This is a genomic window from Bradyrhizobium sp. UFLA05-89 (assembly GCF_059803475.1).
On record NZ_JBANBA010000056.1, the window covers coordinates 42,106 to 57,841 of the forward strand.

Below are 15,736 nucleotides of genomic sequence, written 5' to 3' on the forward strand. Positions count from 1 at the left end.
CTCCTCACAAGCGGACCTCGGGCGATCTGACGAAACTATGGTAGGATGGGACCGGTTGGGGCCGGAAAGGAGGCTCTCGTGCCCGGTCCGCCGCCTGAACATCCACATCTCGCCTGCTCAAGGGCAATCCCGGCAAGCGCCCGGCGCGCTCACCGCCCGAGCCTGCACGCACCGAGGAATGTCCTCCTCCGCCCACCGCATCTGAATGCCTACGCAAAGGAAGATTGGCATCGCATCGCGCCCGAGCTGCATCGGCTGAACTTGTTGACCGTCCTCGACGTCGGGCGGCTCGCGGCCTACTGCTGCGCCGCAGCCCAACTGAGACAGGCCGAAGAGGTCATCGAACAGATGGCGAAGATCCGCTCAGGAGCCATGGGGATGAGGCAAGTCTGATTGTGTCTCGATGCCTGTCGCGATCGAGCCTCTAAACAGAAAGCGTATGCCGGCTACCTCAAGAGCTCTGCGAAGTTTCTTTAGGCTATTTGAGTGGGGAATCGAAAAGCCTTGTTCATACCGATTCAGAGTGCCCTTGGCGACCTCAGCTTGCTTTGCAAGATACTCTTGGCTCCATCCCAGCCACACTCGAGCGGCCCTCAGCTGAGCAGGCGAGATGCTCGGCTCGGTCGCGTTAAGGTTAATTTTGGACTGCTGTTTCAAATTCTTCGAAGTTTGATATCATTAGGACGTTGTTAAGCATGGCGCCTTGGGCAGTGGGACAGAAGAGGTGCCGCTAATTCCCGGAACGAAACGTACAACTTAATCCTTGCCAGGTCTTTGCCTGGCAAAGCGATAGGCTCGGCTCTTTAAATGAATCCTTGGCCTCAGAAGGGCCAGCAAGGGGCCCTTTCCGTCGACTAATCCTTAGCGGCTTGCTCTCCTTCGAGGAGCAGGCTCGGAATGGCTGAGACAGCCCAAGGCAGACAAAAGCACGATAAATGGCCGCTGCGTGATTTCATCGCTGCGGGCGAGGACCTGCGTCTTGAGCAAGTAAGCTCAAAGGTGAACGTTCCATTTTCCAGATTTCTGACCTGCAGACGAGCATGGGGATACAAAATATGCGCGTGCAATACGGAAGTGTGGACCAAAGCAAGCTCCTGTTCCATCCAGCCCGGCGCTCTGCGGTGCGATCGCCCGTGCAATGGTGGCGAACCAAAGCCCCAACAGAACTCGGCAGTGTGCATGTAACCGAAATCCGCCAGGCCCTGATTGCCTCTACCGTTGTAAGCGATGGCAGATGGCTTCAGGCAGCCTCCGGCGACGCAGCAGTCGCCATTGGTATCGCGATCTTCAGTCTCAAACGCTGCGGAATGATGAATCCTTTGGCCGACGCTGTCGTATCGGCCGTCCTCTGTTGCGCCATCGAAGGAGATCCCGCGGCTCGCGTCGTCATACTGTCTGCTTTGCGACGTCGCGCTCGCTTTGATCCGATTTGCAGGCAACTCCACCTGCGCTGGCTGTCTACACAGTTCGCACGCCCATAGCTGACCCTCCCATTGGAATGCGAAACGCCGCGTTCATTCGCACGCGGCGAGCTTCGATTGCCGCCCGGCGGCTACGCCCCCGATCAATCATGGGTGAGAAGCATGGTCCACGCTCAGTCTGTAAGCGCTCTGCTGCACGAATTAGAAAAGCTAGCGAGCGACCTTCGCGATTTCAGCTCGGGCAAATCGCCGTCGGAAGCAGACTTGCGGGCCAGCCCTGGCCTCCATCAATGGTCCTATGGGTTTGTTCCCGCCCCATGTCTCATCGCAAGGTCATGTGACCTTCCTATGCTCGGAAATTGCTCCCGCGTGCACACGTCGCAGCTGGTGATGATCGATCCGAACAAGAGATGGGCGCGCACCTGGACCAAGCTGTATCGGCTTGGAGAACAGCAAGCAGAATCGTGTGACATCAAGTAGCGCGGGCAATTCGCCGCGCGCCGATCGGACTGCTGCAATCACATAAAGGTTGGCACTGCATGAAGAGCCAGATCTTCAGCGATCTCCACATCGACGCCTATCCGGTCAAGACGTTCTCGGTCCTCGAGGGGGGCGAGGCCGTCGTTGTCGCCGGCGATACCTGCGACGGCGCCCTCCGCGCGTTCGAGCATCTGCGCCGCATTGTGCCGATGCACATCCCGGTCGTGATGGTGATGGGCAACCACGAGTACTACCGGCGCTTCATCCGCGATGAACTAGCGCTGGCGTACGCGCATGCGCCGGCGTTCAACGTTCATGTCCTGGAGAACGATTCGGTCGTTCTCGGCGGCGTGCGCTTCGTCGGCGCGACGCTGTGGAGCGACTACACAATCTTCGGCGAGGTCAATCGTGCCGGCGTGATGAACGTCTGCAGGAATGGCATGAACGACCACAGAAGGATCGGATTCCAGAAGGAGCCGTGGCGACGCTTCCGCCCGCAGGAAGCGGCTCTATTGCACCATCAGTCGCGCGACTACTTCAGCAAAGTTCTAGCAACGCCCTTCGCTGGCCCGACCGTGGCGATCAGCCATCACGCCGTCCATCTGAACTCGGTACTACCGGAGTTCCGGAGCGAATGGCTAACGGCCGCCTATGTTTCGGATCTCTCCGCGCTGATTGAGACGTACCAGCCCACGCTGTTCGTACACGGACACATCCACCACAGTTCTGACTATCGCGTCGGGATAACCAGGGTGATTTGCAATCCGCACGGCTATGGCAACGAGAACCCAAATTTTGATGGCGGACTGGTGCTCGAGATCGGCTCGTGACGACCTCCCGCGCGGTGTCCTCACCATCCCGGTTCCTGGAATGGAGTAGCTTCCCATGCTGACAAGTTCATTTCCCTTTCTTGACCCCGCTCGCATCGAACCCGGTCTGGCACCCCGGTTACGTGCCCTGGCCGAAGACTGCGACCGGCTCGTGCGTACGGGCGCCAACTCTCTGGCCGCGCTCCAGGACGCGCCTTTCCTGGACAACTGGATGGCGGTGATGGCGCAGGATGGCGTGCGGCTTGTCGGCTACGTCAAGGGGCATCCCCTGCTCGGGGATCGCGCCGTTGTTCCGTCGTCCGTTTGGTTCGCCGATCCCAACGATACATGGGCGCGCACCCTGTCGCGGTTCTACAAGCTGGGGCGTCACCTCAACTGGGAGACAGTCCACAAAGCCCGCGGCGACGCTCCCTTCGGTCCGACAGGAAATGATGATGGTTGGGAGACCAAGGCATGAGCGACACGAAGGACGACACCGACAATGCCGATCCGACGAGGATGAATGACGTCGTCTCGACGGGAGCGGCGGCCGATTCTGCCGATGACGAGCGCTTCAAGGGCCTGCCGCGGCTCCTGCGCTATGCCATGTTGTCGTTCGAATGTGCTGACCATGTCGAGAAGCGGTTGATCGCGGAGATCGAACAGCTTTGCCCGCAGCTCCCACATGGTGTCGCCTGGACCATAGCCCCAAACCTAGACAATGCCCTGGCGCTCGCGACTGAGCTCGACCGTCGTGCCGTCGCTCAGAACGAGCCCAATCTCAGGAGCCTTGCCGATTCTGTGCGTCTCCTGAGCCTCCCGACGCCGCATGAGAGCGCGTTCTTCGAGGAGCACCGGCGCGTCGGCAAGGCGCTGGTCCAGGCGTTTGAGGGACGCGCGAGAGACGTTGAAAGGGAACTCTGCTGCCAGTTGGAGCGGCTCGTCTACGGCTGGGCGGCACTGAGTGTTTGCACCGACATCCTGCAGCCAAGCGCGTCGGCGGTCGCGAACGCTGCGTGGCTCGGAAGTCGCATGGCACAGCAACGCATCCACGACGCCGAAGTTGAGACACGGCGCGAGGCCGAAAAGGAGATTGGGGAAGAACTGCGGAGGAGGAACGAAGCCGACAAGAAGGCAACAGACAAGCAACAGGCCGAGGCTATGGCGAAGGCTGTTCCCGAGGATCATTTGATCGTCGCACGTCTATCCGACGCGGAGATGAAGAATACCAAGCTCAAGGAAATTGTGACTCCGTTCCGGGGCGCGATCAATACGGCCTTGCCGCTCGTCAAGGCGCCGCTGCTTCACGGCGCACGCAACATCCTGATCTTCGAATTTCCCTATGCGAAAGAAGTGATTGACTTTGCGTTAGCGGATCTCGTCGGTCGCGCTACGGTTCATCTGCGCCCGCTTCTACTCGTCGGCTATCCCGGTGGCGGCAAGAGCCGCTTCGCGCGTCGTCTCGGCGAGGTATTAGGTGTCAGCGTCTGGCGCACCGATGGCAGCCGCGCAGATGGTGCCGTATTTGGCGGTACCGATCGTCGCTGGTACTCGGCCGAGCCGTGCCACGCGTTCCTTGCCATCGCGCAGGGCCGCATCGCCAACCCGCTCGTTTTGATCGACGAAATTGAGAAGGCAGCGACCCGCTCCGATTACGGCCGTCTCTGGGATTCGCTTCTCGGCTTTCTCGAGCCCGAGACCAATTGCCGATATCCGGATCCGGCATTGCAGACGAATCTCGATCTATCACGGGTCTCTTACATCGCGACCGCCAATACCCTCGATCCTCTGCCGAGCCCCATCCGGGACCGCTTCCGGATCGTGAGGTTTCCGATTCCGACGGCGAACGATCTCGATGCGCTCTTGCCGGCCGTGCTCGCCGACCTTGCGAAGGAACGGGGTCTCGACCGCAACTGGGTGCCGCCGTTGGACGGGATTGAGCATGCCGCTGTAGCTAGGCATTGGTCCGGTGGCTCGATGCGCCGCCTTCGCCGTGTTGTCGAAGCGATTTTGCGCGAGCGCGACCTCTGCGCCGTAAGGAACTAATCACCCGTTACTGACCGTAACGCCACTTTGACTTCCCGTTGAACAACACGTCAAGATCTTAGAACCGCGCGGTCATCCTTGCCGTGGCGGAACGGCTCGCGATGAAGCGCTATCTGCGCGTCGAGGAAGTCGACGAGATCTTGCGCGGCGTCCGCAATCGCACGCCGGTAAGATTGCTGAATCCGATCAACACGAGCTTTCACGCCAGAAGGCCGAAGACTGCCGGATGCTCGAGACGGAAGGCACATCATGAGGGCGGATTTTATCGAACTCTGACCGGGAACGCCGCGAGGCAGAGCGTCGCCAAGATTCGATTTTGGAATCATCAAAGCGTTGATCGGCGATCGCCGAAGCGATGAACTCCGATCGGGCGGCAGACCGCGAGTAGTGAGAGAATGGGTAAAGTCTGGAAAACCGTCCTGCAGCGAGAGTTCGAATTCCGCCAAGCACGGACGTTGGCCACGATCCGAGAGTCGGAGGCCGGCGCCGCCGCCCGCCGATTGATCACAGGGCGCGAGCCGCATCCGACCGGCAGCCCGACCTGCGTGAAATCGGGATTCCGTGCCACCACTTGGGAATCGATGCAATCAGAATGGCCGCTGATCCGCCTAGCGGAAGTGGCAAGCCCCTTCCGCTACATCAGGAGCCAGCCCCACAGGTTGGACATAAACGTTGTCGGGGGCCCGAACCGCATTCTGACCTTCTATCCCGATTTCCAGTTCGTCGTCGACGCAAGATTCCTGGACGACCTGGCTGACGGAAAGCCGTTTTGGGCGGCCGCGCTCGACTGGAAGCCCACGTCCGAGTCCTTCGATTGGCGAACGTTGATCGTCGAGACGAAGACGGATGGTGATCGACGCGCGGTCGATCCATCCTATCTGCACAAGTTGGATCTGGCGCGTGAAGTCTATCGCAGGATCGGATGGTCGTTCGCGCATCTCCTGCAATCGAAAGACCTTCCGAGCGGTCATATAGCGCAGGGCGTTGACAAGATCTGGTCCCGCGCGCTTACGCGCATCACGATGGTCGATGTCGGTCGCGTGTCGCACGCGATTGAGCGGGCGGGTGGCCGCCTCCCGTACGAGGAGGCGGCCTGGGTTCTGGGATCAGGGCCCATCGGCAAAGCCAAGCTATCGGCGCTGCACGTTCGGCGAGTCGTCAGCATGGATATCTCGAATGGACTGAACCCCGAAAGCCTGGTGATGCTCGTCGGTGATCGCGGAGCAATCCTGTGAGCCAAGTCTTACTGCCCCAAGCCGGCCCAGCGTCGATGGCTGCTCCGAGCGGCTTCGACGTGGATCTGAGTCCTTGCGACGTAAAAATCGGCGAGAAGTACGCCGTCATGGTCCCCGGTCACGAAGCCGTCCTGGTACTGGAGTTCAGGAAGCGGCTCTCAAACGGAGTCCTACGATTCACGCTGTTCGGAACGGACCAGGAGTTCAACTTCCCCATCCCGCAATGGGATGACATGCGCTCGGATCGGCGCGCCTGCCGGATTTCGGACTTACGGCGGGGCAGGAGCGCGGAGGAAATCGAAGACATCGATCCGCTCGCGCTTTTGGATCCGGAGGAGCCCAACATCACGCTCAAGGAGTCCGCCCGGCGTCGACTTGCCGCCAGCCGGCTCGAGTGGGCGCGGACCCTACGATTCTACGTTATCCGCTACGACGAAGCACCGGCGGGCAGAGGGCGCGTCGGCATCAGAGAATTCATTGACGACCACTATGAGGTAGCGCGCGTCGACCGCAAACTTCCCATGAAGCCTTCGTGGCAGCAGGTTCTGCGCGCCGTCGACGAATGTGGCGTGCCCGGTGAAAGGCCGCTTGCGTGCTTCTTAGCCAGAAACGGCCGTCACGACCGCGGGAAGCGCTGGCCGGAGTTCACGCTCGAACTCGCGGTCATCATGAATACCGATTTCTGGTCGATTCCCACGAAGCGCAAGTGCGACGTGATCTCCGGCTTCTACGAAAGTTTCGACAAGGAGAACGACAGGCGCGCCGAGGAGCGAAGGAGGCTAGAAGAGTCCCGCGCGAAGGAAGGCCATACAGAGCAGATTGACGACTTGCTCCCGTTCGATCTGCGCGAGCTAACGCGCCCCTCGAAGGAGACGTTGAGGCTCTGGATCAATAGTGGTGAAAACTACTGGTCGTGGCGCGAGAAGTACGGCGAACCTTCCGCGCGTCGCCGTTTCAAGGCGCATGGCCGCGCCATCAAGGCCACAGAGTTCAGTACGTCATGATCGATCATACCCGCATCGACACCTGGGCGGCGCTGTACGACAAGAACGGAACGCGCGTCTTGGTCGAGCGACCGTGGTTGACGTTGGCCATCGATGTGTACTCGAGCATGATCCTCGGAGCGGTGTTGACCTATGAAGGGCCCTCCGTCTACTCCGCCATACGGTGTCTGCGACAAGTGGTACGAAAAAAGTCCTTCCTGACGGAGAGGTACGGATACCACAAGGGCGCAACCGACGGCTTCGGAAAGCCGCTCACCGTGATCGTCGACAACGGCTGGGAATTCACGGGCATTTCGTTCCAGGTCTGCTGCGAGGCGGCGGGCATTCACGTCATCTGGGCGCCCGTCAAGTCGCCTGAATTCAAGACGTACGCCGAGCGGGCCTTCGGCGTCTTGAACGCGTTAGTCTGGCACCGGCTCGATGCGGCCGTTCCGTACAAACCTCAGGAGATGACCGCCAGGGGACTCGATCCGCGGCCGAAAGCCATTCAGACGCTCGAGTGGCTCTATGACCGCATGTGGGAAGCCATAGTAACCGTCTATCATGTGGAGGAGCATGGCGAAATGAAACTTGTTCCAGCGCTTCGATGGCGCGACGGCTTGCTGGCCAATGGCCGACCCACGATCGACGATGTCGGCGAACTCGACAAGCTCTTGGGTCGATCGGCAAGCGCCATTCTCACCACGTCGGGGATCACCTGCAATGGCGAAAGATTCCACGACAAGGTCATAACGTCAGACCTCCTAGATCGCCTGCTAAGGCACGCGAAGAAACGCGGTCAGCGCAAGGGCTTATCGAGCGGCAAGGTCGCGGTCCTGGTCACTTGGGATCCCGGCGATGTCTCATTCATTCATGTATGGGACTGGGTACGGCGCAAGAACGTCAGGCTGCCGAACTGGTATCCGGAATTCGCAAACGGCCTGTCTTGGAAGGATGCGGAAGACATCCGAAAGTTCGCCCACGAGCGGAATATGGCCTTTCATTCCGACAAGGAAATGCACGCAGCGCGAGCGGCCTATGACAGATCGCTGCGCGAGAACCATCCTCACCTGCAGTACGGCAAGGCGCGGAAGAATGCCGTCTATCTCTCCAAGCCGCAACTCGTTGCCGGCGATCATGTCGTCCTCACTGAGGAGCCGGTGGCGGCGATCGAACGGCCTGACGTTGACGTCCCGCAGACGATCCCTGCTGGCGAACGTACGGACGATCGACGTCCGGAGAAAGGCGTGCGCCGCGGAGGCGAGAAAGCGACCCGGAACGCAGCCGCCACACGCGAACGAAACAGGGCCCGCAAGGCAAAGGAACAGCCGGCGGCGTCCGCTCGACAGCCAACCGACCGCAAAGCGGGCTCGGCGACGCCGGCGGAGATCGGTCTCACCAAGGCAGAAGCGCTGGAACGGCTCTCACAACTCGAGGAGGACCTGTGATGACGGACAAGAATACTCATGGCCGCATACTCGCCGAATTCGAGAAGATGCGCATCAAGCACAACCGCTTGGAACGGGCCTACGCGGTTTTCGACAACCTCCGGAAAACGCGGCGCGACGCGCCGTTTGAGCCGAAGCGTTGGGCGTGCATATTCGCGCCCACGCATAGCGGCAAAAGCACGGCCGTCCGCATGTACCTCGAGACGATCGTTGCCAAGGATGCGATCGCGCGTGGGCTTTATCCGGCCGATATGGACCCGAAGCAGATCGCGCTCAAGCAGAGGATCGTGCTCCACATCTCTCTCGAAGGCGTGACCACCATCAAGAACCTCGCACAGGAGATATTGCGAGCGTTGGGCGGCCCAACGAAAGGCACGACGTCGGATCTCCTGCGACTTGCATACGACTACCTCAACGAACACAACGTCGAATTGTTGATTATCGACGAGCTGCAACATCTGATGAGGGAAAAGGACAAAGAGAAGGACAAGAGGGCTCCTTCGGAGGAACCCACCAATCTCACGAACACGCTGAAGACCATGTTGATTCGGGGGCTCGTTCCGATGGCCTTCGTTGGCATCGAGGAGGCGCGGTCGGTGGTCTTCAACGATACCCAGTTAGCGGGTCGCTGCATCAAGGAGATCGACTACTCCCGCCTGGATTGGACGAACCGTGCTGAACGCGAAATATTCGAGAACTACTGCGGCGCGGTGGGACTGAAGCTGAAGCAGCATGGTCTGTTCGAGCACAAGTCCGATTTCCTGTCCGGCGACGTCCCCATCTGTCTTAACGCAGCGAGTTCCGGGCGCCTCGGCGTCGTGTCGCGCATCGTTGAACAGGCCGCGCTCATCGCCGTCGACGAAGGATCCTCCCAGGTACTGCGCGATCATCTTCTGCAGGCTGTCGATCTCTGGGCGATCCCCAAGAACATGAGCCCCTACAACCCGTTCCGCGAGGGTCTGAGGTCGGCCCAAATATTCCAGAAGTGAGTGCGTCGCCAATGAGGCGACGCAGTCGACTTTCCACCGTCAGCGATCAAGAGAATAGAGAATGCCTCTCGCGTTTCCAATCGAACCCGCGACCGACGAGAGTCTCGCCGGCTTCGTTGTCCGCGCGACCGCCAGAAACTTCCTCAGAAGCCCACTCGGCGCACTTTCCTCAATCGGCATCAGAACCGTCCGACTCGGATCGCTCAGCAGCCAGTCGTCGCTGTTGGCAACTTCGATCGCCGAATGGGCCGGTACCGAGGATGTCGAAGCCATCGCGCGCATGTTCCACCGGTCCGTCGAAGGGCGGAAAGGCTGGATCGACTTCTTCGGCGAACCTCTTCGCGCCATGTACCGTCAGCCTGAACTCCGACGCGTCGCACCGGGTGCGCTGAAGAACGGGGACTACATGAGAGCGACCTGGTCGCTCAGACCGCTGTCGTTCGATCCTGCGACCAAGGAGCTGCTGATAGATTCGTGTCCGCAATGCAAGCGCTCCCTTGGCTGGACCCGCACCTACGGCGTCTCTTACTGCGACCATTGCAGTCGTCCGGAAATTTTCGGGCAGTTCACTTGGTATTATCCCGGGCTCGATCTGCGCGACTTTCCCCAGTCGAAGATACAGGTCGACGACGAGGAGGCATTGGATTTTCTGATCGGGCTCATCGATCCATCGCCCGAGCGCAAGGACCGATCACGGAGACTGGTGCCGGAGATGTGGTCATCGTTGACCGCCGGCGATCTCTTCGAGGTCGGCCTCACCTTCGCGTGTATGCTGGACCTGGATCACTGGGACAAGCAGCAGACCGTTAGGCGGAGGAAGGGAGGATCAAGCTGGAGCTGGCTGACGCCTCGAATGCTCTCGATCGGAGGCCGCGCTCTCCTGGGAGGTCAGCCAGGGTTTGAGATGTTCGGAGACATCCTGCGCCGCGAAGCCAGGGGCAAGCCGCGGGAAAAGAAATACGGTAAATGGGCCGAGATCGGTCCTCTCTCAATCGTAGAGCCGAGCCTTTGTGAGGAAGCAAAGACCATACTGGGGCGAGCGACGGAAGCGTATGTCGCGGCTAGACGCGATCCGGACATGCAGCCCCTACAGAGCCTGGCGAACAAGTACGGCATCACTCGGCTATCCTTGAGTCACCTCGCGGAGAGCGGCATCGTTGCCACGACCAAACTCGAAGGTGTCAAGCGCGGGCCGGTGATGATGTCCGAAGCCGCGCTCAAGCCGCTGCTGTGTGAGAAGGAAAACACGATCTCGGCGACCCGCGCCGCGGCCGCTATTGGCGTTCATCCGGCGCATATCGATGAACTGCACAAGCTAGGGCTGCTCGAGAAAGTGGAAGGCCTCGTGCTCAAGCTGTTGAAAGCGGAGGCATATTACACCCGTCAATCGGTCGATACGCTCAAGCGACGTATCCAGAGCCGCATCGCGCGCCGCGCGCCGAAGGATTGCCTCAGGCTGAGAGTCGCTGTGCGCGCGTGCAAGGTCCAGGCGGTGCCTTGGGGTGGAATCGTCCAGTCGATTTTAAATGGCGAACTCGAAGTCTTCCGCATTAAGGCAGACAGGTCCCGCAAGTCCCTTGGCGATCGACTGGCGGTACGCGACGCGAGCGCGCTCGCTTCTGCGATCCGGCGTCTGAGTTCCGCGCAGTCCGGCTCAAAGCCCGAATGGATTGGAAACGCCGCGGCTTCTGAGATTCTTGGGGTTAACGAGGTGGCGGTCTGGCGGCTCGTGAAGGCGGGAGTGCTAAAGAAATACGAGGACGCCGCGCAGTATTCCCATTTCAAACGCCGGGAGGTGGAACTCTTGGCCGTTCAAATGATCTTCGCCCCCGAAGTCGCACGAACTGGCAGTTTCAACACGTACCGCGAAGCTTCGGCGTGGCTGAAGCAGCATGGAATCGCTCCCCGATTGGAGCTGAAGCGCGGAGGCTGGAAGGTTTACTCGCGCTCCGAAGTGGAGAGAGCGTTGCAGCGGCGTGTCGAGGAGCTATCGAGGGAGCGAGTGCTCCGATCGTATCCGACAGGCCAAAGACGTGGACCGGATAGCCCTCTAGGTAAGCTCGCGGCGGCGCAAGAGCTATCGGATGCCTCGAAGGTGGGCTACGCGACGGCCGCTTCCATTCTCGGTTGCACGATCTTCGCGGTCCAGAAGCTGGCCGCGACCGGGCATCTGACGGCGACCGAAAAGGTCACTCCCTTCGGTCGTGCCGAGGTAAAAAGGCTGGCGAAGCAAATCGTATTCGTTCCGGAGATCATGCGGCTTTCAGGATACGTAAGTTACGTAGGAGTCATGAACTGGCTTGAGAACGCAGGCATCAAGCCGCTGTTCTGGTTAAAGATTGGCGGCGTTCCGGTGTTCGATCGAGCCGTCGTCGAGGAACACGTAGCGCGACCCGAATTCATCCGCGGCGCCCATCCTCGCTGGATCAAGCGCAAACTGCTCGGCATGGTCGAGCGCGGCAACAGCGTACATCAAGCCTCGATCGCCTGCGGAGTTAGCTATGCGACAGCCAAGAGATGGGCGTCGACCGAGATGCCGCCAGATTCGGTCCGTAGTGCTCACGGCGAATAACCGCTCTCGACCAAACGCGAGCTGCTCGACATGGTCGAGCGCGGCAGCAGCATCCATCGGGCCGCGATCAGCTGCGGCGTCAACCGCGTGACCGCGCGGAGGTGCGCGAAAGCCGAGTTCGCGGCTTAACCGGCGACGGACTGAAAGTCGGCCAGTCGGACATCTTCTTGCGATGGTGCGCCCGTCCGGTTTTCGACTGTCGAGTATACCACGCCAAGCTGGCCTTGATTCTGTTTTGTTCCAACTCGTCCAGCACACGACGTGCACTTCTCGGCGCTAGGTGAAGAATGACCTCCTTTAATTTATGCAATTCGTCAAGGAACCCGGATCTCCCAAAAGACAACGCCCGAGAGTATAGTAGTTCGATGACTACGAAGAGCTCAGCGAGGGCAGCTCCGCGGAAGTTGAGCACGCCGGATCTATACTGTCCTTCTCCTGGCAGCAGGCGAGCGTGCCGGGGGAAGAGACGCTGAGCGGGCTCTTGAGCGTCAGTTCGGGCGCCGTTCGTGCGGATGCGCATACGCGCGCCTTGCCGACGATCACGACCTGGCGGATCAGCGCGCCGCGGGTTGCGATAAAAGAGCCTTCCAAAATGGCTTTCGAGAACATCGAGGCGCTGCACGACGTTCCCGACCGAGCTGTAGCCCTCCGTCTTCGCCGCCCGACCCAAAGCTCCTGTGGGATGGTAGAGACATTCATCGGCGACCCTGATCCACAAGAAGAGGTCAGCCAACAAAATTGAGTGAGGACGTGTTTTCCTGTTCTTGGCCTTCTTCCTGGCCTGTCCTCCCGTGCCCGGCGATTGGCCGCCTGGCTTTCGTCTTGAGTTTTTCCGCTTTGTCGCCATGGCCCGAGTCTAGAGGGAGAAATGAGCAGAGCCCTAACGAATCCTTGAGATCGTCGTTGCGCCGATGGCGGGATTCGAAATAAGGAAATGCTGGATTCCTTAGCCGGTTCCTCGCGTCGGTCGGTTTCTTTGATGTCAAGTCATTTCGGACATGTCCAGGCGCGTCCTATCCTTCGTCATCTCCGAATCGCGAATCTCGTGAAGGAACGGAAGCGCTTCAGCCTAGACATTTCCCCTTCTCGCCTGGGCCGTTTTCGCGAGGGGAAAAAATCCTCTTGGATGTATATCTGGGGAGTACCGGGTCCGCCTGAGCTTAATGTGCGGGTAGGTGTCCCCGGGAGGACGTCAACTTCAGACATCAACTGACTCGGCGTGGTTCGCATTCGCGAGAGCCGGCTTCCTCTGTTTCTGATACGGCTAACCGCGAAGGGCCTTGCTTTTGCCGAGGATCGACTCAAAATTCTTCAGTTTCGTGCCAAATCGACTCAAGAATCCTTGGAAATCGACTCAAAAATTGTTGGAATCGACTCACTTATAGTTTGGCGCGACAGCCATTGATGATGTTGGTGGGCCCGGCAGGACTCGAACCTGCAACCAGACCGTTATGAGCGGCCGGCTCTAACCATTGAGCTACAGGCCCCGCCGCGACAAGTAAAGCCCCAAACGGCATTGCTTTTCCCCAAGTGTGCCGCGGGAGCCCGCCAATCAACGACCGTTGCAAACTCCCCCGCAACAACTCTTCGTTATCATCTGTAGCCTGGTTATCCAATCTCAAAGTGAACTAGTTGGAAACCCGCGCGCTGGAGCAGCTAGTGCTGGCCAAGCTAGAGCGGAAAGCTCAGGCTGTACGCGCGCAAGGCTGGAGCGGTGCCCGCCTGGCTTTCACCACGAGTTCATCATTGGGCGGCATCGGTTCATTACTCTGCCCAAGCCATGCTCTTGCCGGCATGAAGGAATCCTTCAAAAACGCTGCTCAAATGCGCATTTCAGACGCCCCGAGGCAGGTCATCGCAGCAATCGATACCAGGCATCGTCTATGTATGGACCAAGCTGCGAGCGGGATCAGGCAAGGCGCTTCCCGAGCGAAAAACGACTTAGAGAACGAGAGTCATTTCAAAAGCTGGGCGACTTTATACCGTTATCGGTCAACTCACCACAAAGCACCATCAGCGGTGCACACTCTTAAAGGACGCCAGAGTCTCGAGCTGCGAAATCTCTGCTGTTGCTCGACGTTAAAGAGGACATGACTCTTCAGTGACAATGCTCGATGAAGACTTGGCTCGCATTCGTGCTCACCGCAACAATATACACCGGTGTCGACTGCTGCTAAGGACGAGATTGTCGGACGTAGAACGCCAGCTAATCGAGAGACGCCTTGCAAAGGAGCAGGCCGCGTTCAACTCTTTATTTGCCAAGACCTTCCCGCTCACATTTTCACTTCCGAAAGACCCGACCGACTCCCCGAAACTTCAAGACGGCAAAGTTGGGATCGTCCGTAAACATTGAACTCAATTTGGACCGATTTTCCAGAAACATCAGACCGGTTTGGTCATTGAGGCCATTGGTCAAGAAGCTCGAGCGGATCGGTACGCATTCCGAGTCGCGGGACAACGTGTTGCATTCGACGGGGCTCACTCGCGTTCGTATCCGCTCGCGTCGTTCTTCCAGGCGAACGTTCATTGCGCCCCCAACGGGGCTCAGGGGAGTGTGTTGATCTTCTTTTCGCAGGTTGCGATCGTCTTTGTGATGATCGCACTTGATGCTCTTACCGGCAGTCGCGACCCGATCGCGATCGACTTTGGGGCCGACGCTCTGGATGCGGATCGGTAGGACGCTTGACGCGGAAATGCTGAACGCGGCTTTCGTGGTAGTGTCCGTGGACAGCGATGATGATCCGTATTAGTTCGCGCTTGCGGGCGGTGTGTTCGGGCGCCTACAGGATTGCTCTCGCAGATCGGACAAAAGGTGGTCGCGAGCACTTGATGAGGGATGGCGTCGGAGCCGTCACGCTTAACTCTTTGCGGCCAACGGGGTTGGACAATCAGGAGGGACGAAGCGATACCCAACAGCGCTCCCTGCGAAGAGCATCCGTCCGAGTCATGAAATCGCGAATTGCGGGGTATCTTCCGGCCAGCTGACTCGGCGTGGGCATAAGTGTTTCGGTGCCGTAATCCAGTTGCATAAGTTCCACATAGAGTTGCCGATAGCGGTCAATTGTTATGGCGGTACGCTCGGGATTGAAGAAGTGTGCCGGTTCTGCCTCGAGAGGCACGAAGCCCAGCAGAAGTGACGTTCTCACCTTCTGCGGATCATCGGAAGCTGGCCGTGTATACGCGATTGCCCGTTCCGGATCGTCAATAAAGATCGTGCCTAAGACGCGATGCAGCAAATGTATTCTCATAGCAGAATTTTGCATGCGTTCTTTCCGATAGTGATTATCGCGTAGCATGCGAGGCGGGCTTTCGGCCTCGACCAGAATTCTGCGGGCGCCCATCTCCCGCGTGAACTTGGCGAACAGGTGCTTCATCCTCCGCGTAGATAGTCTTCCGCGGTCGGCCGCGCGGATAGCAATGTATGGAACATATATCGACTGTGGGATCATAGGGTTTAGCCGAACCAAACCAGCCCCGATGACGTGTTGCCCAAGAACGAGCAGGAAATAGCGCGCGATGCGAGGTCTGTGAAAGAGATCGTTGAGTCTATCGTCCGCTTCTAAGTCCGCTAAAGTGAATGCCTCCTTGAGGATTGATATTGCGCAGCGATAGTCAACCGCTGCCTCGACCAATACCAGGGCGTCGGACCCCGGATCGTGACTGACGGCGAGCGCGTTCGGCGCGTCGCCCATTTGCAGTTGGAAATTTGCCAGTGCTGATTCTTCGGTGGCCATGAGTTCCAATGAATTATTC

At 59.1% G+C, this 15,736-nt stretch carries 13 protein-coding genes and 1 tRNA gene; 11 read left to right on the forward strand and 3 right to left on the reverse strand.

Features of this window, described 5'->3' with window-relative positions:
- Positions 1-78: 78 nt before the first annotated feature.
- Positions 79-393 (forward strand): P27 family phage terminase small subunit, encoded by a 315-nt coding sequence (locus tag SO139_RS26070; protein ID WP_498540833.1) that lies wholly within the window; start codon positions 79-81, stop codon positions 391-393.
- On the opposite strand, the gene SO139_RS26075 is transcribed toward SO139_RS26070, so the two are convergent.
- The gene (locus SO139_RS26075) at positions 364-657 is read right to left on the reverse strand and encodes a helix-turn-helix domain-containing protein (RefSeq protein WP_498540834.1); all 294 of its coding nucleotides are present in this window, start codon (positions 655-657) and stop codon (positions 364-366) included. The genes SO139_RS26070 and SO139_RS26075 overlap by 30 nt on opposite strands.
- A gap of 926 nt (positions 658-1,583) precedes the next feature.
- Between SO139_RS26075 and SO139_RS26080 the strand changes: the two genes are divergently transcribed.
- The 10 genes from SO139_RS26080 (at position 1,584) to SO139_RS26125 (ending at position 12,725) form a co-directional block, all read left to right on the forward strand.
- The gene (locus SO139_RS26080; RefSeq protein ID WP_498540835.1) at positions 1,584-1,901 is read left to right on the forward strand and encodes a DUF6634 family protein; all 318 of its coding nucleotides are present in this window, start codon (positions 1,584-1,586) and stop codon (positions 1,899-1,901) included.
- 59 nt (positions 1,902-1,960) lie between these two features.
- Complete coding sequence (locus SO139_RS26085) at positions 1,961-2,731, forward strand: metallophosphoesterase (protein ID WP_498540836.1); 771 nt, start codon at positions 1,961-1,963, stop codon at positions 2,729-2,731.
- A gap of 55 nt (positions 2,732-2,786) precedes the next feature.
- Positions 2,787-3,188: a DUF6634 family protein gene (locus SO139_RS26090; RefSeq protein ID WP_498540837.1), complete on the forward strand. Its 402-nt coding sequence runs from the start codon at positions 2,787-2,789 to the stop codon at positions 3,186-3,188.
- Between the two features lie 452 nt (positions 3,189-3,640).
- A complete protein-coding gene (locus SO139_RS26095; protein WP_498540838.1) occupies positions 3,641-4,756 on the forward strand; it encodes an AAA family ATPase in 1,116 nt (371 codons plus the stop codon).
- A gap of 395 nt (positions 4,757-5,151) precedes the next feature.
- Positions 5,152-5,991, forward strand: a complete 840-nt coding sequence (locus tag SO139_RS26100; RefSeq protein WP_498540839.1) for a hypothetical protein — start codon at positions 5,152-5,154, stop codon at positions 5,989-5,991.
- A gap of 35 nt (positions 5,992-6,026) precedes the next feature.
- Complete coding sequence (locus SO139_RS26105; RefSeq protein WP_498540840.1) at positions 6,027-6,995, forward strand: hypothetical protein; 969 nt, start codon at positions 6,027-6,029, stop codon at positions 6,993-6,995.
- Positions 6,992-8,422, forward strand: coding sequence for an integrase catalytic domain-containing protein (locus tag SO139_RS26110; RefSeq protein WP_498540841.1), 1,431 nt, complete (start codon positions 6,992-6,994; stop codon positions 8,420-8,422). Before SO139_RS26105 ends, SO139_RS26110 begins: the two co-directional genes overlap by 4 nt.
- The gene (locus tag SO139_RS26115; RefSeq protein ID WP_498540846.1) at positions 8,422-9,411 is read left to right on the forward strand and encodes an AAA family ATPase; all 990 of its coding nucleotides are present in this window, start codon (positions 8,422-8,424) and stop codon (positions 9,409-9,411) included. The genes SO139_RS26110 and SO139_RS26115 overlap by 1 nt, the downstream gene beginning before the upstream one ends.
- A 61-nt stretch (positions 9,412-9,472) precedes the next feature.
- On the forward strand, positions 9,473-11,983 hold the full coding sequence (locus SO139_RS26120) for a hypothetical protein (protein ID WP_498540842.1): 2,511 nt from the start codon (positions 9,473-9,475) through the stop codon (positions 11,981-11,983).
- A 481-nt stretch (positions 11,984-12,464) separates the two neighbouring features.
- Complete coding sequence (locus SO139_RS26125; RefSeq protein ID WP_498540843.1) at positions 12,465-12,725, forward strand: hypothetical protein; 261 nt, start codon at positions 12,465-12,467, stop codon at positions 12,723-12,725.
- Positions 12,726-13,394: 669 nt separating this feature from the next.
- Here the strand turns inward: SO139_RS26125 and SO139_RS26130 are convergent.
- Both SO139_RS26130 and SO139_RS26135 read right to left on the reverse strand, forming a co-directional pair.
- Positions 13,395-13,470: transfer RNA gene (locus SO139_RS26130), tRNA-Ile, on the reverse strand.
- Between the two features lie 1,401 nt (positions 13,471-14,871).
- Positions 14,872-15,736: hypothetical protein (locus SO139_RS26135; RefSeq protein WP_498540844.1), on the reverse strand; the 865-nt coding region annotated here is incomplete at its 5' end.